General features: G+C 70.7%; 19 protein-coding genes and 1 pseudogene. 10 read left to right on the top strand and 10 right to left on the bottom strand.

All coding sequences use genetic code 11. The annotated features are described in order from the left end of the window. Positions 1-150: 150 nt before the first annotated feature. A pseudogene (locus VJS38_RS06310) lies at positions 151-447 on the top strand (transposase); the annotation flags it as partial. Between the two features lie 12 nt (positions 448-459). On the opposite strand, the gene VJS38_RS06305 reads toward VJS38_RS06310, so the two are convergent. Next, positions 460-1017 (bottom strand): hypothetical protein, encoded by a 558-nt coding sequence (locus VJS38_RS06305; RefSeq protein WP_324087304.1) that lies wholly within the window; start codon positions 1015-1017, stop codon positions 460-462. Between the two features lie 156 nt (positions 1018-1173). Between VJS38_RS06305 and coaBC the strand changes: the two genes are divergently transcribed. Together coaBC and dut are read left to right on the top strand one after the other, a co-directional pair. Beyond that, positions 1174-2367 (top strand): bifunctional phosphopantothenoylcysteine decarboxylase/phosphopantothenate--cysteine ligase CoaBC, encoded by a 1194-nt coding sequence (gene coaBC, locus VJS38_RS06300; protein WP_324087303.1) that lies wholly within the window; start codon positions 1174-1176, stop codon positions 2365-2367. Beyond that, positions 2364-2825 carry a dUTP diphosphatase gene (gene dut / locus VJS38_RS06295; RefSeq protein ID WP_324087302.1) on the top strand — a complete coding sequence of 154 codons (462 nt, stop codon included), beginning with the start codon at positions 2364-2366 and terminating at the stop codon, positions 2823-2825. Before coaBC ends, dut begins: the two co-directional genes overlap by 4 nt. A 12-nt stretch (positions 2826-2837) precedes the next feature. Here dut and dapB read toward each other — a convergent pair whose 3' ends face one another. Continuing rightward, positions 2838-3620 carry a 4-hydroxy-tetrahydrodipicolinate reductase gene (dapB, locus tag VJS38_RS06290; protein ID WP_324087301.1) on the bottom strand — a complete coding sequence of 261 codons (783 nt, stop codon included), beginning with the start codon at positions 3618-3620 and terminating at the stop codon, positions 2838-2840. 201 nt (positions 3621-3821) lie between these two features. On the opposite strand from dapB, the gene VJS38_RS06285 reads away from it, so the two are divergent. Beyond that, the gene (locus VJS38_RS06285; protein WP_324087300.1) at positions 3822-6113 is read left to right on the top strand and encodes an NADP-dependent malic enzyme; all 2292 of its coding nucleotides are present in this window, start codon (positions 3822-3824) and stop codon (positions 6111-6113) included. A 153-nt stretch (positions 6114-6266) separates the two neighbouring features. After that, positions 6267-7580 carry an Hsp70 family protein gene (locus tag VJS38_RS06280; protein WP_324087299.1) on the top strand — a complete coding sequence of 438 codons (1314 nt, stop codon included), beginning with the start codon at positions 6267-6269 and terminating at the stop codon, positions 7578-7580. On the opposite strand, the gene VJS38_RS06275 is transcribed toward VJS38_RS06280, so the two are convergent. The 4 genes from VJS38_RS06275 to VJS38_RS06260 all read right to left on the bottom strand — a co-directional run bounded on the left by VJS38_RS06275 (position 7581) and on the right by VJS38_RS06260 (position 13627). Continuing rightward, positions 7581-10439, bottom strand: coding sequence for a pitrilysin family protein (locus VJS38_RS06275; protein WP_324087298.1), 2859 nt, complete (start codon positions 10437-10439; stop codon positions 7581-7583). Positions 10440-10782: 343 nt separating this feature from the next. Beyond that, positions 10783-12180, bottom strand: a complete 1398-nt coding sequence (locus tag VJS38_RS06270) for an NAD(P)(+) transhydrogenase (Re/Si-specific) subunit beta (protein ID WP_324087297.1) — start codon at positions 12178-12180, stop codon at positions 10783-10785. Beyond that, entirely contained in the window at positions 12177-12473 is a 297-nt protein-coding gene (locus VJS38_RS06265) for an NAD(P) transhydrogenase subunit alpha (RefSeq protein WP_324087296.1), read from the bottom strand. The genes VJS38_RS06270 and VJS38_RS06265 overlap by 4 nt, the downstream gene beginning before the upstream one ends. Before the next feature lie 17 nt (positions 12474-12490). Then, a complete protein-coding gene (locus VJS38_RS06260; protein WP_324087295.1) occupies positions 12491-13627 on the bottom strand; it encodes a Re/Si-specific NAD(P)(+) transhydrogenase subunit alpha in 1137 nt (378 codons plus the stop codon). 360 nt (positions 13628-13987) lie between these two features. On the opposite strand from VJS38_RS06260, the gene VJS38_RS06255 reads away from it, so the two are divergent. Continuing rightward, entirely contained in the window at positions 13988-14881 is an 894-nt protein-coding gene (locus VJS38_RS06255) for a LysR family transcriptional regulator (RefSeq protein ID WP_324087294.1), read from the top strand. Between the two features lie 57 nt (positions 14882-14938). On the opposite strand, the gene VJS38_RS06250 is transcribed toward VJS38_RS06255, so the two are convergent. Then, on the bottom strand, positions 14939-16687 hold the full coding sequence (locus VJS38_RS06250) for an acyl-CoA dehydrogenase (RefSeq protein ID WP_324087293.1): 1749 nt from the start codon (positions 16685-16687) through the stop codon (positions 14939-14941). Between the two features lie 260 nt (positions 16688-16947). Here VJS38_RS06250 and VJS38_RS06245 point away from each other — a divergent pair, with 260 nt between their 5' ends. The 3 genes from VJS38_RS06245 to VJS38_RS06235 are packed head-to-tail and all read left to right on the top strand — an operon-like array spanning position 16948 to position 20292. Then, positions 16948-17835: an SDR family NAD(P)-dependent oxidoreductase gene (locus VJS38_RS06245; RefSeq protein ID WP_324087305.1), complete on the top strand. Its 888-nt coding sequence runs from the start codon at positions 16948-16950 to the stop codon at positions 17833-17835. Further along, positions 17832-19007, top strand: a complete 1176-nt coding sequence (locus VJS38_RS06240) for an acetyl-CoA C-acyltransferase (protein WP_324087292.1) — start codon at positions 17832-17834, stop codon at positions 19005-19007. Before VJS38_RS06245 ends, VJS38_RS06240 begins: the two co-directional genes overlap by 4 nt. Positions 19008-19026: 19 nt before the next feature. Further along, positions 19027-20292: a TetR family transcriptional regulator gene (locus tag VJS38_RS06235; protein ID WP_324087291.1), complete on the top strand. Its 1266-nt coding sequence runs from the start codon at positions 19027-19029 to the stop codon at positions 20290-20292. A gap of 20 nt (positions 20293-20312) precedes the next feature. Here the strand turns inward: VJS38_RS06235 and VJS38_RS06230 are convergent, their stop codons facing one another. Further along, entirely contained in the window at positions 20313-20882 is a 570-nt protein-coding gene (locus VJS38_RS06230; protein ID WP_324087290.1) for a 2OG-Fe(II) oxygenase, read from the bottom strand. A 196-nt stretch (positions 20883-21078) separates the two neighbouring features. Between VJS38_RS06230 and VJS38_RS06225 the strand changes: the two genes are divergently transcribed. After that, on the top strand, positions 21079-22221 hold the full coding sequence (locus VJS38_RS06225; RefSeq protein ID WP_324087289.1) for a DNA cytosine methyltransferase: 1143 nt from the start codon (positions 21079-21081) through the stop codon (positions 22219-22221). A gap of 30 nt (positions 22222-22251) precedes the next feature. Here VJS38_RS06225 and VJS38_RS06220 read toward each other — a convergent pair whose 3' ends face one another. Next, positions 22252-22434 carry a YdcH family protein gene (locus tag VJS38_RS06220; RefSeq protein ID WP_324087288.1) on the bottom strand — a complete coding sequence of 61 codons (183 nt, stop codon included), beginning with the start codon at positions 22432-22434 and terminating at the stop codon, positions 22252-22254. Between the two features lie 107 nt (positions 22435-22541). Next, positions 22542-23074 (bottom strand): small ribosomal subunit Rsm22 family protein (locus VJS38_RS06215; RefSeq protein WP_324087287.1); only part of this gene is annotated, 533 nt, incomplete at its 5' end.

The following is a 23074-nucleotide window of genomic DNA, read 5'->3' as shown; positions in this document are numbered from 1 at the left end:
ATCCGCGCCGTGCGCCTGGAAGATGCTCTTCGCCAGATCGAGCCCGATCGTTGTAACCTCGCCCACGGACGCCTCCTTCGTAGTGGTGCTTCAACACCTCCACTCTGGCACTTCGAGGCCGTCAGGAGGCGTCCACCCCATCGCACCTTGCTGGTCCCGACTCTCAAGGCCGGCGACCTGGTGATCATGGACAACCTCGGCAGCCATCGCGGCAAGCTGGTCCGCAAGGCCATCCGCGCCACCGGCGCCAAGCTGCTCTTCCTGCCGAAATACTCTCCCGACCTGAACCCCATCGAGCAGGTCTTCTCGAAGCTCAAACAGGGCCTGCGAAAAGCCCAGGCGCGATCCTACGACGGTCTCCTGACCGCCACCGCCGAGTTGCTCGACACCTACGACCCAGAGGAATGCCGAAACTACTTCGCCAACTCAGGATACGGAGTCGTCTGATCTCAACCCGCTCTAGGCGTCGTCGTCCTTGTGCGACCGCTTCTCGGCCCGTGCCGTCTGGCGCTTGGCTTCGCGGTCCTTCTGTTCCTGCCAGTAGGCCGCGCCGTCGTCGGGCTTGAACATGGTGCGCGGCGCGCCGGCCTTGTCGGCGACGGCGAAGACGTTGGCCTTGGCGTCGTAGAACAGGGTGTCGCCGTTGGCGCGGGCGAACGTCTCCACGCCCTTGGGCGGATGCTCGACGAAGGCGTGCGCCTTCCGGACATAGTCGTCCAGGTTCTTCGCCCCAAAGGACTCGCCGTTGCGGTCGAAGGCGTGCTGGGCGCTTTCATCGGCGGAATATCGCCGGCTGGCGGCCCACACCGGCTTGCCGTCCACCAGCTTCACCGGATCCTTGCGGTGGTCGACCTTCGGCGCCTCGGCGGACGGCGCGGTCGTGCCGGCCGTGGCCATCTGGCTCCCGGCCGCCTGCTTGCCCACGGCCGAGGGGCCGTTGTCGCACCCCGCCAGCACCGCCAAGGCCGCCGCCATCAGGGCGCCCGCGGCCAGCGGCGCCTTTCTCATCCCAGCCATCATCCTGCTCCCAAAAGCCAAGCTGGAACAAAGAAAGAACAGAAAAATGCGAACGAGTCGAGTCCTTCCCGCACAGGTGGCGCCCCATTCGGCCGCGTTTGTCCCGCGCGGCCTCTTGGCTTAAAGCTGCGCTCCCATGCGTTCGAGGGGCTGGCCTTGGCCGAAGAGCGGATTCTCCTGATCGTCGGCGGCGGGATCGCGGCCTACAAATCTTTGGAGCTCGTCCGGCTCTGCCGCAAGGCGGGCCTCGCCGTGCGGCCGATCCTGACCCAGGCGGGAGCGGAGTTCGTCACCCCGTTGTCGCTCGCCGCGCTCGCCGAGGACAAGGTCTATTCCGAGCTCTTTTCGCTGACCGACGAGGCGGAGATGGGCCACATCGAACTGTCGCGCTCGGCCGACCTGGTGGTGGTGGCGCCGGCGACCGCCGACCTGATGGCGAAGGCCGCGGCGGGCCTGGCCTCGGATCTGGCCAGCACGACCCTGCTGGCCACCGACAAGCCGGTGCTGATGGCGCCGGCGATGAACGTGCGGATGTGGGAGCATCCGGCGACCCGGCGCAACCTCGCCCAGCTCAAGGCCGACGGCGTGCTGTTCGTCGGTCCGGACGAGGGGCCGATGGCCTGCGGCGAGTACGGCGAGGGCCGCATGGCCGAGCCGCCGGCGATCCTGGCGGCGATCCAGGCCGCCCTTTCCGTAGCGGGCGCCCGCCCGCTCGCGGGGAAACGCGCCATCGTCACCGCCGGCCCCACCGCCGAGCCGATCGACCCGGTGCGGGTGATCACCAACCGCTCGTCGGGCAAGCAGGGCTTCGCCATCGCCGGCGCCCTGGCCGAGCTGGGCGCGCAGGTCACGCTGGTCGCAGGCCCCGTCGCCCAGCCGACCCCGCCCGGCGTGACCCGCCTCGACGTCGAGACCGCCCGCGAGATGCTGGAGGCCTGCGAGGCCGCCCTGCCAGCCGAGATCGCCGTCTGCGTCGCCGCCGTCGCCGACTGGCGGCCGCAGACGGCGGGCGCGCGCAAGCTCAAGAAGGGCGCCGACGGCCCGCCGCCGATCGCCCTGGTCGAAAACCCGGACATCCTGGCCACGCTGGCGAAGTCGCCGAAGCGGCCGCGGCTGGTCATAGGCTTCGCCGCCGAGACCCACGACCTGGAAGAGAACGCCCGCGCCAAGCTGGCGAAGAAGGGCTGCGACTGGATCGTCGCCAACGACGTCAGCCTGCCCGGCGTGATGGGCGGCGACGACAACACCGTGGCCATCGTCAGCCGCGGCGGCGTCGAGCGCTGGGACCGTCTTTCAAAGGGCGCCGTGGCGCGCAAACTGGCCGAACGGATCGCCGAGGAGCTTTCGTGACCACTTCCCCCGTCATCCCGATCCAGCGCCTGCCGCATGGCGAAGGCCTGCCCCTGCCGGCCTATGAGACCGCGCACGCCGCCGGCATGGACCTGCGCGCCGCCGTGCCCGAGCACGAGCCCTTCGTGCTGAAGCCCGGCTCGCGCTACGCGGCGCCGACGGGCCTCGCCTTCGCCCTGCCGGTGGGATTCGAGGGTCAGGTTCGGCCGCGCTCGGGCCTGGCGCTGAAGGCGGGCGTCACCTGCCTGAACACGCCGGGCACGATCGACGCCGACTATCGCGGCGAGGTGAAGGTGATCCTGATCAACCTCGGCGAAGAGGACTTCACCATCCGCAGGGGCGACCGCATCGCCCAGCTGGTCATCGCCCCGGTCATCCAGGCCGGCTGGCGCGAGGTGGAGAGCCTGGACGAGACCGCTCGCGGCGCGGGCGGGTTCGGCTCGACGGGCCAGGGGTGACGTCGCTCGCCATTAAGGCGGAGACCTGAACCCCAGCACGTCCTGCATGTCGTAGGCGCCGGCTGGCTTGCCGGCCAGCCAGCGGGCGGCGGCGAGCGCGCCCTTGGCGAAGAGGCCGCGGTCGCGGGCCGAGTGCGACAGGGTGAGGATCTCCTCGTCGGACCCGAACACCACGCTGTGCTCGCCGATGATCCCGCCGGCGCGCAGCACGGAGAAGCCGATCTCGCCCTGCAGCCTCGCGCCTGTGATGCCCTCGCGGCCGTGGCGGGCGACCTTCGCCAGCTCCACCCCGCGGCCGCGGGCGGCGGCCTCGCCCAGCATCAGGGCGGTGCCGGAGGGCGCGTCGATCTTGCGGCGGTGGTGGGCCTCGAAGACCTCGACGTCGTAGTCCGCCGGCAGCGCCCGGGCGGCCTGTTCGACCAGGCCCATCAGCATGTTGACGCCGAGCGAGAAGTTTCCGGCGCGCAGGATCGCGAGGCGCTGGGCCGCCGCCGCCAGGGCCGCGAGCTGAGCTTCGTCGAAGCCGGTCGAGCCGATCACCAGGGCCGGCCCCCCGCGCGCGGCGCAGGTCTCGGCCAGCGCGGTCGAGGCCGCGGCCGTCGAGAAGTCGATGACCACGTCGGCGGCGGCGAGCGCCGCGTCTTGAGCGACCAGCTCGACGGCGGGATCGCTGACGCCCGGCCGGTCGAAGCGGGCGGCCAGCCGCAGCTGCGGATCGGCCTGCACCGCGGCGGCGACGGCGCGCCCCATCCGGCCCAGGGCGCCGGCCACGGCGATCTTCAACGGCTCGCTCACGCGCTTCTCCCGTTCGTCAAAGGCGCGCCGTTAGTCCCGCGCGACGGTCCCCGGGTCAATGGCTTCCCCGCTCATCGCGGCGAGGACGCCTTCTGCATCACGAATCACGTCCTCAGCACATAAGTGAAGGTTGTTCCGCAGGTTCCGGCTCTGTAGGTTCGCGCCTCCGACCGCCGCCTCGTCACAGGGAAACGCCGCCACATGAGCGACGCCGAAAAGCGTACATTCACCGACGAGGAAGTCTTCAGCTTCCACAAGCACCCGACGCCCGGAAAGATCGCCATCGCCGCCACCAAGCCGATGGCCACCCAGCGCGACCTGAGCCTGGCCTATTCGCCCGGCGTGGCCGTTCCGGTGCTGAAGATCGCCGAGGAGCCCGAGACCGCCTACGACTACACCTCCAAGGGCAACCTGGTGGCGGTGTTCTCCAACGGCACCGCGATCCTGGGGCTCGGCAACCTGGGCGCGCTGGCCTCGAAGCCGGTGATGGAGGGCAAGGGCGTCCTCTTCAAGCGCTTCGCCGACGTCGACGCCATCGACATCGAATGCTCGGCCACCGATCCGGACGAGATCATCACCGTCGCCAAGAACATCGGCGTCACCTTCGGCGGCATCAACCTCGAGGACATCAGAAGCCCCGAGTGCTTCCGCATCGAGGCCGAGCTGCAAGAGCTGCTCGACATCCCGGTGTTCCACGACGACCAGCACGGCACGGCGATCATCTCCGCCGCCGGCCTGATCAACGCCTGTGCGATCACCGGGCGCGACATCTCCAGGATCAAGGTGGTGCTGAACGGCGCGGGCGCGGCGGGCATCGCCACGCTCGACCTGATCAAGGCCATGGGCGTGTCGCCGCAGAACGTCATCGCCTGCGATTCCAAGGGCGTGATCTGGCGCGGCCGCACCAACGAGATGAACCAGTGGAAGAGCGCCCACGCCGTCGAGACCGACGCGCGCACGCTCGCCGAAGCCCTGCAGGGCGCTGACGTCTTCATCGGCCTGTCGGTGAAGGGGGCGCTGACGTCGGAGATGGTCAAGGCGATGGCGCCGAAGCCGATCATCTTCGCCATGGCCAATCCCGACCCGGAGATCACCCCGGAGGAGGTCTACGCCGTCCGGCCCGACGCCATCGTCGCGACCGGCCGCAGCGACTATCCGAACCAGGTCAACAACGTGCTCGGCTTCCCCTACATCTTCCGCGGCGCGCTCGACGTGCGGGCGCGGCGGGTGAACATGGAGATGAAGATCGCCTGCGCCAACGCGCTGGCGCAGCTCGCCCGCGAGGACGTGCCCGACGAGGTCGCTTCCGCCTATCACGGCGCGCAGCTGAAGTTCGGGCCGGAGTACATCATCCCGACCCCGTTCGACCCGCGGCTGATCTCCTACATCCCGCCGTTCGTCGCCCAGGCGGCGATGGACACCGGGGTGGCGCGCAAGCCGATCGAGGACATGGACGCCTACCGCGCGACGCTGGCCCAGCGGCTCGACCCGACCGCGGCCTTCCTGCAGAAGCTGCAGGGCGCGGTGCAGGCGGGGCCGAAGAAGAAGATCGTCTTCGCCGAGGGCGAGGAGCCCAGCGTCATCCGCGCGGCCTACGCCTTCCAGTCCAGCGGCCTGGGCGACGCCATCCTGGTCGGCCGCGAGGAGCTGGTGCACAACAACATGCACCTGGTCGGCCTCGACCCGAAGGACGCCAAGCTCGAGATCATCAACGCGCGCCTCTCCCATTGGAACGAGGCGTTCGTCGAGAGCCTCTACCAGCGTCTCCAGCGCGAGGGCTTCCTGCGGCGCGACGTCCAGCGGCTGATCAACCAGGACCGCAACTCCTTCGCCGCCTCGATGGTCGCCGCCGGCCACGCCGACGGCATGGTGACCGGCGTCACCCGCGCCTTCGACCAGGTGCTGGGCGAGGTGCTGCAGGTCATCGACCCGGCCCCAGGCGGGCGGGTCATGGGCATGAGCGTGGTGCTGGCCAAGGGCCGCACCCTGTTCATCGCCGACACCAACGTCACCGAGATGCCCGACGCCGAGGACCTGGTGGAGATCGCCATCGAGGCGGCGAGAGCGGTGCGCAACCTGGGCTACGCCCCCAAGGTCGCCTTCATAAGCTACTCCTCCTTCGGCAATCCGATGGGCGAGCGCTCGGAGAAGGTGCGTGAGGCGGTGGCCATGCTCGACGAGATGGAGGGCCTGGACTTCGAGTACGAGGGCGAGATGCCGCCGGAGCTGGCGCTGATCCCCGAGGCGCGGGTCAACTTCCCGTTCATGCGCCTGTCGGGCGCGGCCAACGTCCTGATCATGCCGGCGATCCACTCGGCCGCCATCTCCACCCAGCTGATCCAGGCGCTGGGCGGGGCCACGGTGATCGGCCCGATCCTGCTCGGCCTCTCCAAGCCGGTGCAGATCTGCCCGCTGTCGGCCTCGGTCTCGCGCATCCTGCAGATGGCCACCGTCTGCGCCCACGACGGCGACCTGGCGGTGGTGGAGGGGTAAGGGCCGAAGACGCCCCCTCCGTCTCGCTTCGCGAGCCACCTTTCCCGCTTCGCGGCGGAGGATCTGGGCCAAAGGTGCTCCCCCGCATAGCGGGGGAGCTGTCCCGAAGGGACTGAGGGGGCGTTCGGCGTCGCCGCCCCAGAGGAGCCCGTTATGCCCGCCCTCAGCCTCGGCATCGACTTCGGCACCACCAACACGGTGCTGGCGCTGGCCGGCGCGGACGGCCCGGCCGAACTCCTGCGGCTCGACGCGCCCAGCGGCTGGGCCACGGCCTTCCGCTCCGCGCTCGGCTTCCAGGCGCCGCACGATCGGCCGGGCGAGCGGACCGTCGCCGCCGGTCCCTGGGCGATCGAGGCCTATGCGGAGGATCCGCACGAGGTCCGCTTCATCCAGTCGTTCAAGACCTTCGCCGCCTCGGCGAGCTTCAACGAGACCCAGATCCTGGGCCGGCGCTACAAGTTCGAGGATCTGCTCTCGGCCTTCCTGCTGCGGCTGCGCGAGCACGCCGACGGGCGCCTGCCCGAGTCGCCGCGCATCATCGTCGGCCGGCCGGTGGTGTTCGCCGGCGCCTCGGCCAGCGCCGAGCTGGCGCTGGCGCGCTACGAGGCCGCGTTCCGCCGGCTGGGCTTTACGGAGATCCGTTACGCCTATGAGCCGGTCGGCGCGGCCTTCTTCTTCGCCCGCGAGCTGACCCAGGACGCCACCGTGCTGGTCGGCGACTTCGGCGGCGGCACCTCGGACTTCTCGATCATGAGGTTTGAGCGGCCAAAAGCGGGAGAAGGGACGGGCTCGATCAGCGCCCATCCGCTCGGGCGGTCCGGCGTCGGCGTGGCCGGCGACGCCTTCGACTACCGGATCATCGACAACCTAGTCTCACCGGCGCTCGGCAAGGGCTCGGCCTACGAGAGCTTCGGCAAGACGCTGCCCGTGCCCAATCGTTACTACGCCGCCTTCGCCCGCTGGGACCAGCTGGCGCTGATGCGCGCCAGCCGCGAGATGCGCGAGATCCGCGCGCTCGAGCGCGACGCCGTCGAGCCGGAGAAGATCGGCCGGCTGATCGAGGTGCTGGACGAGAACCTCGGCTACCAGCTCTATCGCGCGGTCTCGGACCTGAAGATCGCGCTCTCCTCGCACACCTCGGCCGAGTTCCGCTTCCAGGCCGGCTCGATCGACATCGGCCGCCAGGTGGCGCGCGCAGAGTTCGAGGCCTGGATCGCACCGGAGCTTTCGCTGATCGAGGCCGCCGTCGATGCGGCGCTGGCGGACGCCGGGCTGCCGGCGGCCGGGATCGACCGCGTCTTCCTCACCGGCGGCTCGTCGCTGACGCCGGCGGTGCGCGAGATCTTCCGCCGCCGCTTCCCGCCCGAGCGCATCGAGACCGGAGCGGAGCTGGAGTCCATCGCCTCGGGCCTGGCGCTGATCGGCCGCGAGCGGGACCAGGACCGGTGGACGTCGTCCCTCCCTTGATCAAGGGATGGATTTTCTCAGCGTCGGGCTGCCCAGATCCATCTCGCTCGCCGGAATCACTTCCAGGTTCGGCCGCGCGGTCTTCAGATTCCCCGCAAAGCTCTTGGCGTCGCCGACCACCACCACGCTGGCGTTCGCCGGATCGAAGGCCTTGGCGGCGAAGGCCTGGACGTCGGCGGCGCTGACGCCCTCGATGCGGGCGGTGTAGCGGGTCAGCTCGTCCAGCGGCACGCCGTAGAGGGCGTAGTTGCCAAGGACGTCGGCCAGGCCGCCGGAGGTGGCGAGGTTGCGGCCGAAGGCGCCGATCAGCACCGACTTGCGCGCCTTGAGCTCGGCGTCCGTCGGCGGCGCGGCGACCAGGCCCTTCATCTGCTCGTCGATCAGCGACAGCACCTGCGGGGCGGACTCGTTCTTGGTCTGAGCGGTGGCGCGGAAGAGGCCGGTGGTGCGGTTCGCCGCGAGCCTCGAGGAGGCGCCGTAGCTCAGGCCGCGCTTGACCCGGATCTCCTCGTTCAGCCGCGCCGAATAGCCGCCGCCGAGCACGGTGTTGGCCACCACGGCGGTGTAGTAGGCCGGGTCTGCCCGGGCGACGCCGGGCTTCAGCACGTTGACCGAGGCCTGGCCGGTCCCGGGCAGGTCGATGGCGACCGTCCGGGGGCTCGGCGTCGGCCTGATCGTCGGCGCGGCGGCCAGCGGGGCCGCGGGCTTGGCCCAGTCGCCGAACCACCGCTCGGCGAAGGCGAAGCCCTGCTCGGCGCTGATGTCGCCGCTCAGCACCAGGACGGCGTTGTCCGGCCGGAACCAGGCGCGGTGGATGGCGGCGAGGTCCTGCGGCTTCAGCCTGGCGATCGACTGCGGGGTGCCGGCGGCGACGTGGCCGAACGGGGTGCCGGCGAACACCACCGGGCTTGCGGCATAGCCGGCGATCTCGCCCGGCTCCTGGTAGGCCACCTGCAGGGCGTCGAGCGAGAGCTGGCGCTGGCGCTCCAGCTCCTCGGGCTTGAACGCCGGATTGCGCGCCACGTCGGCCATGATCGGCATGGCGGCGTCGAGCTTGTCCGGCATGACGTTGAGCGTGACGGAGGAGGACTCCAGCCCGGCGCCGGTCTCGAGGTTGGCGCCCAGCGATTCGGCCTGGCGGGCGATCTCCTGCGCCGAGCGCGTCGTCGTTCCCTCGGTCAGCATGTCGGCGGTCATGCCCGCTGCGCCGGCGAGGCCGGCCGGGTCGGCCCAGGCGCCCGTCTTGACGGTGAGGTCGGCGGTGACCAGCGGCAGGTCCGACGAACGGGCGACGATCACGCGCAGGCCGTTGGCCAGGGTGCGCTCGGCCGGGACCGGCAGCACCGGCTGCACGGCGGGGCCGATCGGCGGCGCCTTCTGGCGCTGGTCCGGCGGCAGCAGGGCGTAGGCGGGGCCGGTGTAGGCGGTCACCGTCCTGGGCGGCGCAGGTTCGGCCGGCGCAGCCTCGCCCTTGGGCCGCTCGCTCTCGGCGCGGTAGCGGATGGTCATGCGCCGCTGCGGGTCGAGATACTTCCGCGCCACCCGCTGCACGTCGGCGGCGGCGACCGCCTGCAGGTCGGCGAGCTCGGTGTTGGCCCTGGCCGCATCGCCCTGGATGCGCAGGGCGTAGCCCAGGGCGAAGCCGCGGCCGTCGATGGTCTCGCGCTCGCGCAGCTTGGCGGTGACCAGCTGGTTCTTGGCGGCCGCCATTTCCCCCTCGTTGGGCGGGGCGGCGCGCAGCCGCTCGACCTCGGCCAGGAGGGCCGCCTCGCCCTCCTTCAGGTCGTGGCCGGAGGCCATCACCGCGCCGACCATGAAGTTTCCGGGCTGCTGCGGCAGGTCGGCGTTGGAATAGACCTCGGTGGCGATCCGCTTGTCGTAGACCAGGCTGTCGTAGAGCCTGGCCGACTTGCCGCCCGAAAGGATGGCGTCCAGCACCTTCAGCGCCGGCGCGTCCGGATCGGAGGCCTTGGGCCCCAGCCAGGTGATCGCCACCGCCGGCAGCGGCACGTTGGGGCCGTAGCCGTCGAAGACGCCGGGGCCGGTGCGCGGCGGCTCCACCGCGGTCACCTTCTGCATCGGCTGGTTCGGCGCTTTCAGCGGGCCGAAGTACCCATCGATCCAGGCGTTGAGCTGCGCCTCGTCGAAGTTGCCGACGACGATCAGGGCGGCGTTGTCGGGGCGGTAGTATTCCTGGTGGAAGGCCCGCACGTCGTCGAGGGTGGCCGCGTCCAGGTCGGCGATCGAGCCGATCCCGGGCCGATGATAGGGGTGCGTCTTGTAGGTCGCCTCGGGCACATAGAGGGTGAACAGCCGCCCGTAGGGCTGGGCCAGCACCCGCTGGCGCAGCTCCTCCTTCACCACGTCGCGCTCGGACTTGAAGTTGGCCTCGTCGACCACCAGCGAGCCCATGCGCTCGGCCTCGGCCCACAGCAGCCGCTGCAGGTGGTTGGCCGGCACCACCTCGTAGTAGTTGGTGAAGTCGTCCCAGGTCGAGGCGTTGTTGAAGCCGCCGACGTCCTCGGTCAGCCGGTCGAAGCTCTCCGGCGGCAGGTCCTTGGTCGCCTTGAACATCATGTGTTCGAAGAGGTGGGCGAAGCCCGAGCGGCCTTGCGGGTCGTTCTTCGAACCGACGCCGTACCAGACCTGCACGGTGACGTTGGGCGTGGTCCGATCGAGCGAGGTGTAGACTTCGAGCCCGTTGGGCAGCACCCGGCGCTTGAAATCGATCGCTGGCACGACGCTCTGCGGCTGGGTGACGGCCGGCGCGACTGGGGTCCGGGCCAGGGCCTCGGGCGCGACCGCCGTGGCCGTCAAAAAGATGAGCGCCAGCCCGGCGGCATGGATCGTGGAGAGCATGGGGCGTCCTGGGATGCTTCAGCCCGCGAAGGCTTAGCATCCCAGCGCGCAATCGGAAGCTTAAGGCGATGTCATGTTGGCGCTGCGAGACGGCCCGCTGGGTCAAGATTTAGTGGAACCAGAAACCACACGAACGGGTGCACGCCTGGCATCGGGGCGGCCTCGCTTTGGAACCACGGAAAACACGGATCACGCGGAAGGGTCGACACCGCGAGCGTATCGTCGTCGGACTCACTAGAGCATTCGGCGGTTCGAATGAACCGACAAATGCTCATAAGTCTTTGAATTTAGACCATTCGCGACACCGAACCGGCATCCACTTCGGCTGCGAATGGTCTAGGACTCAGTGCATTCCCGAGCCGCCGGCCAGCTCCTTGACCATGCCGGCGACGAAGTCCTTGGCGTCGCCGAACAGCATGTGCGTCTTGTCGAGGTAGTAGAGGTCGTTCTCGATGCCGGCGAAGCCAGGCTTCATGCTGCGTTTGATGACCATGACCGCCTTGGCCCGGTCGGCCTCGATGATCGGCATGCCGGCGATGGCGCTCTTCGGGTCGTCGCGGGCGGCGGGGTTGACCACGTCGTTGGCGCCGATGATCAGGGCCACGTCCGTCGTCGGCAGGTCGCCGTTGATCTCGTCCATCTCGATCAGCCGCTCGTAGGGGATGTTGGCTTCGGCCAAGAGGACGTTCATGTGGCCGGGCATGCGGCCGGCGACCGGATGGATGGCGAAACGGACGTCGACCCCCTTGTTCTGAAGCGTCTGATAGAGCTCGGAGACCTTGTGCTGGGCCTGGGCCACGGCCATGCCGTAGCCGGGGACGATCACCACCGAGGCGGCGTTCTCCAGCATCAGGGCGGCGTCCTCCTGGCTGGCGGAGCGCACCGGCCGCGCTTCGCCGCCTGCCCCGGCGCCCTCGACCACCTGGCCGAAGCCGCCGAACATGACGTTGGCGAAGGAGCGGTTCATGGCCTTGCACATGATCACCGCCAGGATGAAGCCCGAGGCGCCGTCGAGCGCGCCGGTGATGATCAGGAGCTTGTTGGACAGCGCAAAGCCCATGGCGCTGGCGGCCAGGCCCGCATAGGAGTTGAGCAGCGCGATCACCGTCGGCATGTCGGCGCCGCCGATCGGAGCGACCAGCATCAGGCCGAACAGGGCCGAGAGCGCCACGAAGGCGATCAGCAGCGGACCGCTCTGGGGATGCAGGGCCAGGACGACGGCGCAGCTCACCGCCGCCAGGAAGACCACCAGGTTGAGGGCCTGCTGGCCCTTGAAGATCATCGGCCGGGTGGGAACTAGCTCCTGCAGCTTGGCGAAGGCCAGCACCGAGGCGGTGCAGGTCAAAAAGCCGAGCAGCATCTCGAAGCCGAGCGCGGCGGAGGCGAAGCTGAGGGCCGCGCCGGCGGCCGCCAGCTTGGTCATCTCGACGACGCCGATCAGGGCCACGGCCAGCGCGCCCAGGGAGTGGCTGATGGCGGTTCGCTGCGGGATCGCCGTCATCGGCATCATGTAGGCCAGCGGCACGCCGATGGCCGAGCCGAGCAGGAGGGCCGCGGCGATCAGCTTGTAGTCCACCACCTCCTTGAGCAGCAGCGTGCCGACGATCGCCAGCAGCATGCCGAACTCGCCGACGAACACGCCGCGACGCGAGGTGGACGGGTGGCTCATCCACATCAGCGACAGGATGAAGCAGATGGCCGCCACCAGATAGGCGGCCTCGACGAGAGGGTTGCCGATCACTTCGAAGGCCCCTTCTTGAACATCTTCAGCATGCGGTCGGTGATCAGGAAGCCCGACACCAGGTTCACGGTCGCGGCGGTCACGGCGACGAAGCCGAGGACCTTGGCGAGCGGGGTGGTGTGCTCTTCGCCGAGGATGATGATCGCCCCCACCACCGCCACGGCGGCGATGGCGTTGGTCAGACTCATCAGGGGCGAGTGCAGCAGGGTCGAGACCCGCTTGATCAGCTGGAAGCCCAGGAAGGCCGCCAGCACGAAGACCGCGATCAGGTCTGGGTTGAATTCAGCGCGCATGGCGGGGCTCCGGGTGGTCAGGCGGCGGGCGCCGGGAAGACGACGGCGCCGCGGCGAACGACGCTCGACGCCCTGAGGATGTCGTCGTCCGTCTCGGCGCCTTCCGGCTGCTCGAACAGGTGCTGGACGAAGGCGAGCAGGTTGCGGGCGTAGAGGGTGGAGGAGTCCACCGCCACGCGGGCCGGCAGGTTCTCGTAGCCGATGACGTGGACGCCGCCCGCGGTGGTCGTCACCTGGCCCGCGACCACGCCCTCGACATTGCCGCCCTGCTCCACCGCCAGGTCCAGCAGCACCGAGCCCGGCCGCATGGAGGCGACCTGCTCGGCCGAGACCAGCCGCGGCGCCGGCCGCCCCGGGATCAGGGCGGTGGTGATCACCATGTCCTGCTTCTTGATGTGGTCGGAGATCAGCGCAGCCTGCTTGGCCTGATACTCGGCGCTCATCGCCTTGGCGTAGCCGCCGGCCGATTCAGCGGCCTGGAACTCCTCGTCCTCGACGGCGACGAACTTGGCCCCCAGGCTCTGCACCTGCTCCTTGGCGGCCGGGCGCACGTCGGTGGCGGTGACGACGGCGCCCAGGCGCCGGGCCGTGGCGATGGCCTGCAGGCCGGCGACGCCCGCGCCCATCACGAAGACCCTCGCCGGCGTGATGGTGCCGGCGGCCGTGGTCATCATCGGCATCGCCCGGCCGTAGACGGCGGCGGCCTCGATCACCGCGCGATAGCCGGCGAGGTTGGCCTGGGACGACAGCGCGTCCATCACCTGGGCGCGGGTGGTCCGCGGCAGAAGCTCCATGGCGTAGGCGCTCAGGCCCTGGGCGGCGATGGCCGCCAGCAGCGGGGCGTTGCGCGACGGGTCGAGCAGGCCCACCACCGTCGCCCCGCGCCTCAGCCTGGCCACCTCGGCGGCCTGCGGCGGGCGGACGGTCAGGAGGGCGTCGGCGGCGGCGAGGACGGCCGCCCGGTCGACCAGCTCGGCCCCGGCCGCGGCGTAGTCCGCGTCCGGAAAGCTGGCGGCGATCCCCGCCCCGCGCTCGACCAGCACGGTGACGCCGCCGGCCTTGAACTTTTTCGCCGCCTCGGGCGTGAGCGCGACCCGCGCCTCGCCCGGAAAGACCTCCTTCACTACGCCGACGGCGCGCGAGTCCGAACCCATGCCAGCTCCCGTCCCACTCCCGGCGGAATCACTGCGATTCCGTACCAACTTCGCGGCGTCGACCGGAGTGGTCGTCCGCCGCCCTTAAGCTGCGACTCTAGCCCCAGCGAATATTGCGAACTCTGGCGTAATGGCGGCATCTGAAGCTGCGGTCAACACGCTCGTTTCAAGGATCGCGGAGACGAGCTGCGCCGGCCGCTCAATATGATATGCGTATTTGTACCATTTTTTGGGCGCCGACCGCCTTTCGGCTCGACCCGCGCAGGGCGCCGTTTGGAGCCATTGGGCGCGCAACCACTTCCAGCCCGCTGGCGGCCCGGCCGCGGCGGCGGTATTGCATTTTTGCGAGATCCGGATTGCATGAGCGAGGCGATGTTCGATTGGGACGACCTGCGCATCTTCCTGGCCGCCGCCCGCTCCGGCTCGCTGGCCGCGGCGGGGGACAAGCTGGGGATCAACACCGCCACGGTCGGCCGGCGGATCGCGCGGCTGGAGACGGCGCTGAAGTCGACGCTCCTGGTGCGCTCACGCTCGGGCCTGCAGCTCACCGCCGCCGGGGCCCAGCTCCTCGCCACCGGCGTCGAGGCGGAAAACGCCATGGAGCGGGCCGCGCGGGTGGCCCATCCCGACGTGGTCGCAGGAACGGTGCGGATCAGCGTGGCGGAAGGTTTCGGCACCGCGGTGCTGGCCCCGGCGCTGCCGGCGCTCGCGGCCCAGCGGCCAGGCCTGCGGGTCGAGCTGGCGGCCACCTCGGGCTTCCTGTCGCCCAGCCGGCGCGAGGTCGACATGGCGATCACGCTCAGCGCGCCCGACGCCCATCGGCTGGTGGTCGAGCCGCTGACCAAGTACCAGCTCGCGCTCTACGGCTCGCCGGCCTATCTGCAGCGGCGCGGCATGCCGACCGGCGCGGACGACCTGCAGCGGCATCAGATCGTGGGCTATGTCAGCGATCTGATCTTCGCTGCCGAGCTGCGCTACCAGGACGAGATCCTGCCGGGCCTGACGCCGACGCTGGCCAGCTCCTCGATCCGCGCCCAGCGCGAGATCGTCGCCGCCGACGGCGGGGTCGGCGTCCTGCCCTGCTTCATGGCCGAGGGACTGGTCCGGGTCCTGCCCGAGGTGCTGCTCGAAAGGCGGCTGTGGCTCAGCACCCATTCCGAGGTGCACGACACCGCCCGAATGCGGGTGGTGCGCAACTGGCTGCGGCAGCTGGCGCAGGACAACCTGGCCCGGCTGGCGCCCTACGAGGCATGAAGGCGGCCGGCGTCGAACGCTGTCGGCGAAGCCGACGGAGGGGGCGTGTTCGGCCCCTCAGCCCGCCAGCGCCTCCGGCGCGAGCGCGGCCATCTCCGGCAGCGGCTCCATCACCGCCTCGGCGAGGCCCGGCGCCAGCGACAGCACCTGGCTGGCGAAGATCCGCGCCAAGGAGGCCTTGGCCTTCAGCCAGGGCGCGTCCGCGCCGGCCGCGTTCAGCGCCTGGCGCGCCAGGAACCAGCCGCCGATGACGTCGCCGGCGAGCTTCAGATAGGTCGTCGCCCCCAGCAGGCTGGCCGCGCCCTGGTTGGCGAGCTGCCACTCGGTGGCCTTCTCCAGCGCCTGGACGCCCAGCGCCAGCCGGCGGCCCACGCCCGCCAGATCGGCGGTTTCGGTCAGAGCCTCGGCGGTGACCACCATCTCGGCGCACAGCTCGCGCATGGCGGCGCCGTCGGTCATCTTCAGCTTGCGGCCGGACAGGTCGATCGCCTGGATGCCGTTGGTCCCCTCGTAGATCGGCGGGATGCGGGCGTCGCGGTAATGCTGGGCGGCGCCGGTCTCCTCGATGTAGCCCATGCCGCCGTGCACCTGCAGCGAGGCCGAGGCGACCTCGACGCCCATGTCCGTCGACCAGGCCTTGGCGATCGGCGTCAGCAGCTCCTGCCGGGCCAGGGCGCCGGCGCGCTCTTCCGGCGTCGGGGCGACCCTGGCGAGATCCGCCAGCACGCCGGTCATCAGGCAGAGACCGCGCGCGGCCTCGATCCTGGCCTTCGACAGCGTCAACGTACGGCGCACGTCCGGATGGTCGTAGATCGGGCCCGAGGCGCCGGTCGCCCACAGCGCCTGGCCCTGGATCCGCTCCTGGGAGAAGGCCAGCGCCTGCTGGAACGCCCGCTCGGCGATCGCCACGCCCTGGACGCCGACCTCCAGCCGGGCGGCGTTCATCATGACGAACATGTGCGAAAGGCCGTTGTTCAGCTCGCCGACCAGCTCGGCCTTGGCTCCCTCGTAAAGCATGACGCAGGTGGGCGAGCCGTGGATGCCCATCTTGTGCTCGATCGAGGCCGGCCGGAAATCGTTGCGCGCGCCGAGAACGCCGTTCTCGTCCATCAGCCTCCGCGAGGTCAGGAACAGGCTGATGCCCTTCACGCCGGGGGGCGCGTCGGGGGTGCGGGCGATGACCAGGTGGACGATGTTGTCCGCCATGTCGTGGTCGCCCCAGGTGATGAAGATCTTCTGCCCGTGAAGCGTGTAGCCGCCCTCGCCGTCGGGCTTGGCTGTGGTGGTCAGGGCGGCGAGGTCGGTGCCGGCCTGCGGCTCGGTCAGCACCATGGCGCCGGTCCATTCGCCGCTGACCAGCTTCGGCAGCACGTACTTCTTCTGCCGCTCGGTGCCGTGGCGCGTCAGGGCCTCGATCGCGGCCAGACTGAGCATGGGGCACAGGGAGAAGGCCATGTTGGCCGACTGCATCATCTCGAAGACCGCCACCTCGACGGCCTTGGGCAGGCCCTGGCCGCCGAACTCCGGCTCGGCGACCAGACCGGTCCAGCCGCCTTGAATGAACTGCTTGTAGGCGTCGGCGAAGCCCGGCGCGGCGGTCACCCGGCCGTTGGCGTACTGGGCGCCCACCGTGTCGCCGATCCGGTTGAGCGGCGCCAGGACCTCGTTCGCCAGCGAGCCCGCGGCCTCCAGCACCGCCTCGACGGTCTCGAAGTCGGTGTCCACGTAGCCCTTCTCCAGCACGGCGTCGAAGCCCGCCGTCTTCATGGCGAAAGCCAGGTCTCGGACCGGCGCGCGGAAGGTCATGGATCGGCCTCAAGGGGCGAAGGATTTCCTGCGCTGTTTAGGCCAACGCAGAGGGCGTTCCAAGCGCGGGCGCGCGCCCTCCGTCGAGATCGACCACGAGCCCTTCCGGATTCCTTGGCGACCGGGACTTGAACGCGGGCGGGAAATGGTACAGGCGCGCAATGACGATTGACTGGCCTCTCCGCCAGACCTACGCCCGAAGCCCGGCCAGGCGATGGGGACGGCCTGGAACGCCTCGGTTCGAGGGGAAGCAAATCGTGATCGACCTTTCTGGACGCGTCGCCATCGTCACCGGAGCCGGCAGGGGCCTGGGCCGGGCGCACGCCAGGCTGCTCGCCAAGCGCGGGGCCAAGGTGGTGGTCAACGACCTGGGCGAGGCGGCCCAGGCGGTCGCGGCTGAGATCGTCGCCGACGGCGGCCAGGCCTTCGCGGCGCTGGGCTCGGTGTCGGACGTCGAGGCGGCGCAGGCGATGGTCGACGAGGCGCTTGGCCAGTGGGGCCGCATCGACATCCTGGTGAACAACGCCGGCTTCCTGCGCGACAAGTCGTTCGCCAAGATGACCCTCGACGACTTCCGCCAGGTGGTGGACGTCCACCTGATGGGGGCCGTGATCTGCACCAAGGCGGTCTGGGAGACGATGCGCGCCCAGAACTACGGCCGCGTCGTGATGACGACCTCGGCGGCCGGGCTCTACGGCAACTTCGGCCAAGCCAACTACGGCGCCGCCAAGATGGCGCTGGTCGGCTTGATGAACACCCTGGCGATCGAGGGCGCGAAGAACGATATACGCGTCAACTGCCTGACGCCCACCGCCGCCACCCAGATGCTGGAGGGCCTGTTGCCGGCCGAGCCGCGCGAGCTCCTGAAGCCGGAGGCCGTGAGCCCCGGCCTGCTGGCTCTGGTGCGCGAGGACGCGCCGACCAAGACCATCCTGTGCGCCGGCGCCGGCGGGTTCGAGCTCGCCTACGTCACCCTGACCCAGGGCGTGCACGTGGGCGCTGGCGACGATGCGGCCGAGCAGGTCGCGGCGCAGTGGGGCGGGATCGCCGACCGGCGCCACGAGCATGTGCCGGCCGACGCCTTCGCCCAGGCCCGGCTGGAACTGGCCAAGGCGGGCCTGAACCTGGAAATGAGGGACGTGAAATGAGCAGAGAGGCAGTCATCGTCTCGACGGCGCGCACCGCGATCGGCCGCGCCTACCGCGGCGCCTTCAACGCCACCAAGGCCCCCACGCTCGCGGCCCATTCGATCCGCGCCGCGGTCGAGCGGTCCGGCGCGGACCCGGCCGAGATCGACGACTGCATTATCGGCGCGGCCCTGCCCCAGGGCGACCAGGCAACGATCGGCCGAACCGCGGCTCTGCGCGCCGGCCTGCCGGTGACGGTGGCCGGCATGACCATCGACCGGCAATGCTCGTCCGGCCTGATGACCATCGCCACCGCCGCCAAGCAGATCATCGTCGACCGCATGGACGTGGTCGTCGCCGGCGGGGTGGAGTCGATCTCGCTGGTGCAGACCCCGGAGGTCCGCCTGGGCGCGGACCCTGAGCTCGTGGCCATGCACAAGGACGTCTACATGCCGATGCTGCAGACGGCCGAGACCGTCGCAGCCCGCTACGGCATCGGCCGCGAGCGCCAGGACGCCTATTCGCTGGTCTCGCAGCAGCGCACCGCCGCGGCTCAGGCCGCCGGCCAGTTCGACGACGAGATTGTCCCGGTGACCACGGTGATGAAGGTGACCGACAAGGCCACCGGCCAGGTCAGCGACCAGACCGTCACCATCGCCAAGGACGAAGGAAACCGCCCCGACACCACGCTGGAGGGCCTGGCGGGGCTGAAGACCGTCGTGCCCGGCGGGGTCGTCACCGCCGGCAACGCCAGCCAGCTCTCCGACGGCTCGTCCGCCTGCGTGCTGATGGAGGCCGGGCTCGCGGCGGCCCGCGGCCTGGCGCCGCTCGGCCGCTACGTCGGCATGGCGGTGGCCGGGACCGAGCCCGACGAAATGGGCGTCGGCCCGGTGTTCGCCGTGCCCAAGCTGCTCAAGCGCTTCGGCCTGAAGATGGACGACATCGGGCTCTGGGAGCTGAACGAGGCCTTCGCCGTGCAGGTGATCTACTGCCAGGAGAAGCTCGGCATCCCGATGGAGATCATGAACGTCGACGGCGGCGCGATCTCGATCGGCCACCCCTACGGCATGTCCGGCGCACGGATGACCGGTCACGCCCTGATCGAGGGCAAGCGCCGGGGCGTGAAGAACGTCGTGGTCACCATGTGCATCGGCGGCGGCATGGGCGCTGCGGCGCTGTTCGAGGTGCTCTGAGGCGCTGGCGGGCCCGGGAATGGACGACCCCGCGGTCAGGACGGTTCACGGGCGCGCCGCCAAGCAGGAGCGGTCCGAGCGCACGCGCGCGGCGATCGTCGTGGCGGTGGTCTCGCTGCTGGCCGAGGAAGGGGTGGCGGGCCTCACCCACCGGCTGGTCGCCCAGCGCTCGGGGGCGTCGCTGGCGGCCACGACCTACTACTTCGCCAGCATGCAGGACATGATCGCGGAGGCCTCGAACGAGCTGCTGCGCACCTCGCTGGCGGACATGTCGGCCTTGGCGGAGAAAATCCGCGGCGGCGGCGAGCACGGCTTTCGCCGCTTCGTCGCCCGGCTGGCCGCCAACGGCGTGGGCGAACACCGCGAGCGGACGCTGGCCTGGTGCGAGATCCTGCTGGACGGGGCGAGGCGGCCGGACGCCCACGCCCTGAACCGCAAGGGGTTCGAGCGGCTGGTGCAGGTCTGGACCCAGATCGCGCGCGCCTTCGGCGTGCCCTATCCGGCGATCGCCGCGCGCTCGGGCCTGGACATCGCCGTCGGCGCCTTCCTGCACGGCCTGGCGCTCGAGCTGGACCCGCAGGCCATGTGGGCGACGCTGGGCGGCGAGGTGAACGGCGCCGAGCTTTTCCCGGTGGCGGAGCCCCTGCCCGCGGCGCCGGCGCGGCGTCGCCTGGCGGCCCGGGCGGCGGCGACCCGCGAGCGGATCCTGGAGGCGGCCATCCGGCTCCTGGCGACGCGCGGCGCCGGCGCCGTCAACTACCGGTTGGTGGCGCTGGAGGCGGGGCTCACCGCCGGCGCGCCCGCCTACCATTTCCCCTCGATCGAAGCCCTGCTCGCCGAGGCCGAAGCGCTGTTGCTGGCGCGCTGGCGCGGGCGCCATCGCGAGGTGATGGACAACGCCTTCGAGGGCCTGGACCAGGCGACGATGGTCGAGCTGGCCGCGGTGATCTTCCAGAGCGAGGCCACCGAGTTCGGCCTGCAGAACCTCGCCACCTACGGCGTCTGGCTGCAGTCGACCCGTGCGCCCGAGCTGCGCGCGGCGGTGCACGAGGCGCTGGCCGACCTCTACCGCGCCTGGGGCCGCAACCTTTTGACGGTGGGCGCGGTGAACAACGGGGCCGAGCCGCTGCTGGTGCAGTACCTGCTGGTCGGGGGCCTGGTCCGGGCCATGGCGGCCGGCGTCACCCCCAACGACCTGGTCAAGATCCGCTGGCGGCTGAAGGACGACCTGAACGCCATGGTCGGCGGCCGCCACTGGGTGCAGGCCAAGCCGCCGGCCGGCTAGCGCAGGGGCCCGCGGTAGCGTCAGCCGTCCGGTCCGGTCGTCTTGAACATCAGGGTGATGCGCATGTCGCGGGCCCGCGTCGAGATCGGCCGCGCGACGTGCGGGATCGTGCCCGGAAATATCACCATCCGGTTGGGCTTCGGATAGACCGCAGCCAGCACCTCGTCGCGCGTGGCGTTGTAGAACAGGGTCTCGCCGGCGAGATCCGCATCCCAGGCGGGGTGCGGATAGTAGATCGCCGTCAGGTGGCTGGGGATGTTGGAATCCAGGTGCAGCCCGCCCTCGGTCCCCGGCGGCATGCCGTTGGCGTAGCAGCGGCCGAGCCCGTGACGTGCAAGCGGCCCGGCCTTCAGCCGCTCCCAGACGGCCCGCAAGAGCGGGTGCTGCGCCAGCTCGGCCTCGATCCGGCCGCGCGCCTCGTATTCCTCGCCGGATTTCCGGAAGCCGGCGAAATGCTTGTAGAAATACTTCGCTCCGTCGTCCTTGGAATAGGCGCCGAAGCTCCAGCCGCCCTCGCTGAGGAAGGCCCAGACGGCGGCGTGCTCGGCCGGCGGCAGGAAGCTGTCGATCGCCTGGATCCCGAGGCTCACGCCGCGCCTCCGGCGGCCTGGCGGACCCGGCCGAGGTCGCTCGAAACGGCCGCAACGGAAGCGCGTGCTGTCATCACGCCGAGGAGAACAGCCTCCACGTCCGGCGGCGTCAAGGCTCCCGCATTTACAGTCGCGCCGCCGAGGCGCCAACGTGGCCGCATGACAGGCGATTCGGCAGGCTGGACCGGGGGTCGGCATGCCTGACTTCTACGAGTTCTTCGCCGGCGGGGGCATGGCGCGGACGGGCCTCGGGCCCGGCTGGTCCTGCCTGTTCGCCAACGACTTCGACCCGAAGAAGGCGGCCGCCTACCGCCGCAACTTCGGTGAGGGCGCGCTCAAGGTCGGCGACGTGCGCGCGGTGACGCCGGCCGACCTGCCGGGCGCGGCCGACCTCGCCTGGGCCTCCTTCCCCTGCCAGGACCTGTCGCTGGCCGGCGTCGGCGCAGGCCTCAAGGCCGAGCGCTCGGGCGCCTTCTATCCGTTCTGGGACGTGATGGGCGGGCTGGCGGCCGAGGGCCGCGCCCCGGCGATCGTCGCGCTGGAGAACGTCTGCGGGGCGTTGACCTCGCACGGCGGACAGGACTTCGCCGCGATCTGCCGGACCTACGCCGAGGCCGGCTACCGGGTCGGCGCGCTGGTGATCAACGCCGAGCTCTTCCTGCCGCAGTCGCGGCCCCGGCTGTTCGTCGTCGGGGTGCGCGCCGTAACGCCGATCCCGCTGGAGCTGCTGGCGAGCGGACCGGGCGGCGCCTTCCACACGCCCGCCCTGCAGCGCGCGGTGGAGAAGCTGCCGGCGGACCTGCGCGAGGCCTTCCTCTGGTGGCGCCTGCCCGCCCCGCCGCCGCGCGCACTGTCGCTGGCTGACGTCATCGAGGACGATCCACAGGGCGTGGACTGGCACGGGGCGGCGGAGACGGCGCAGATTCTGGCGCTGATGTCGCCGGTCAACGCCGAGAAGGTCGCCGCCGCCAGGCGCGCCGGCCGGCGGATGGTCGGCGGAGTCTACCGCCGCACGCGGCGCAACCACAACGGCGCCAAGAGCCAGCGCGCCGAGGTCCGCTTCGACGACATCTCCGGCTGCCTGCGCACGCCGGCCGGGGGCTCCAGCCGCCAAGTGATCATGGTGGTCGAGGGCGAGCGGGTGCGCACCCGGCTGATCTCGGCGCGCGAGACCGCAAGGTTGATGGGCCTGCCCGACGAATACGCGCTGCCCGGCCGCTACAACGAGGCCTATCATCTGACCGGCGACGGGGTCGCGGTCGACGTGGTCCGCCACCTGGCGCGGCACATCTTCGAGCCGATCCTGGACGCGGCGACGCCGCTGCGGGATGTTGCGTAGAGGTCGCCGGCAGGATTCGCCCGGGTGGAATTAGGCCGGCTTCGCCGCAAGCGCCTCGATCCGGGCGAGCTCGTCCTTCAACCTGAGCTTCAGCCGCTTCAGTTCCTGGACCACCAGGGTGTCGGGCTGCGGCCGCTTGAGCTCGGCGCGCAGTTGCTGCGCGACGTCGCGGCGCTTGTTGCGCAGACGCCAGATGCGAATGTCGTAGGTCACATGCTCCTCCGATAGGGAGGGCGCGCCCGGGAAGCCGGTCGGCGTCGGGGGGGAAGGGCATACCAGACCCCCGGGCGCACCCGTGCGGTCCGACATCACGGTTGAAATCAACCGCCAGAGGGGCCCGGTCCCGCGTCCTTAGAGGTATTGGGAACGAGCGGCGGTTCAAGGGCTCGGCACAGGTTTTTTGGAGCCTCATCCCCCCAGTCCAGCCGGCGAGCGATCGCGTAGCCCGCCTTGTCGCGGCGCGCCACGAACCGCGGCTCGAGGCCCGCGGGCGTACAGAGCTTGAGGTCGACGCCAGGCTTTGCGACGCGCGGCGGCGCCAGCACGCGCGCCGCGGCGGGCGCGCCGATCCCCCGGCGGGCGGCGAGCAGGTAGGCGTAGGGCTCGTCCTCGAACGGGACCTCCGCGCCCTTGGCCAGGCGATGGTCCCGGCTGCGCGGCAGGCGGACGCTGAAGTGGCACCAGTCCTCGCCGGCCATCGGGCAGGCGCCGTGGTGCGGACAGGGCGCGAGGATCTCGGCGCCCGCCGCGATCAGGGCTTGGCGGGCCGCGCGCAGCCGGGCGAAGCCGGCCGGCGTGCCCGGCTCGACCAGCGCCAGCAGGCCCTCGCAAGCGGCCCAGAGGTCGGCCACCA

The organism is Phenylobacterium sp. (assembly GCF_035276905.1).
Lineage (GTDB): Bacteria > Pseudomonadota > Alphaproteobacteria > Caulobacterales > Caulobacteraceae > Phenylobacterium.
The sequence above is the reverse complement of the archived record's forward strand: the minus strand, read 5'-3'. Positions and strand labels throughout refer to the sequence as shown.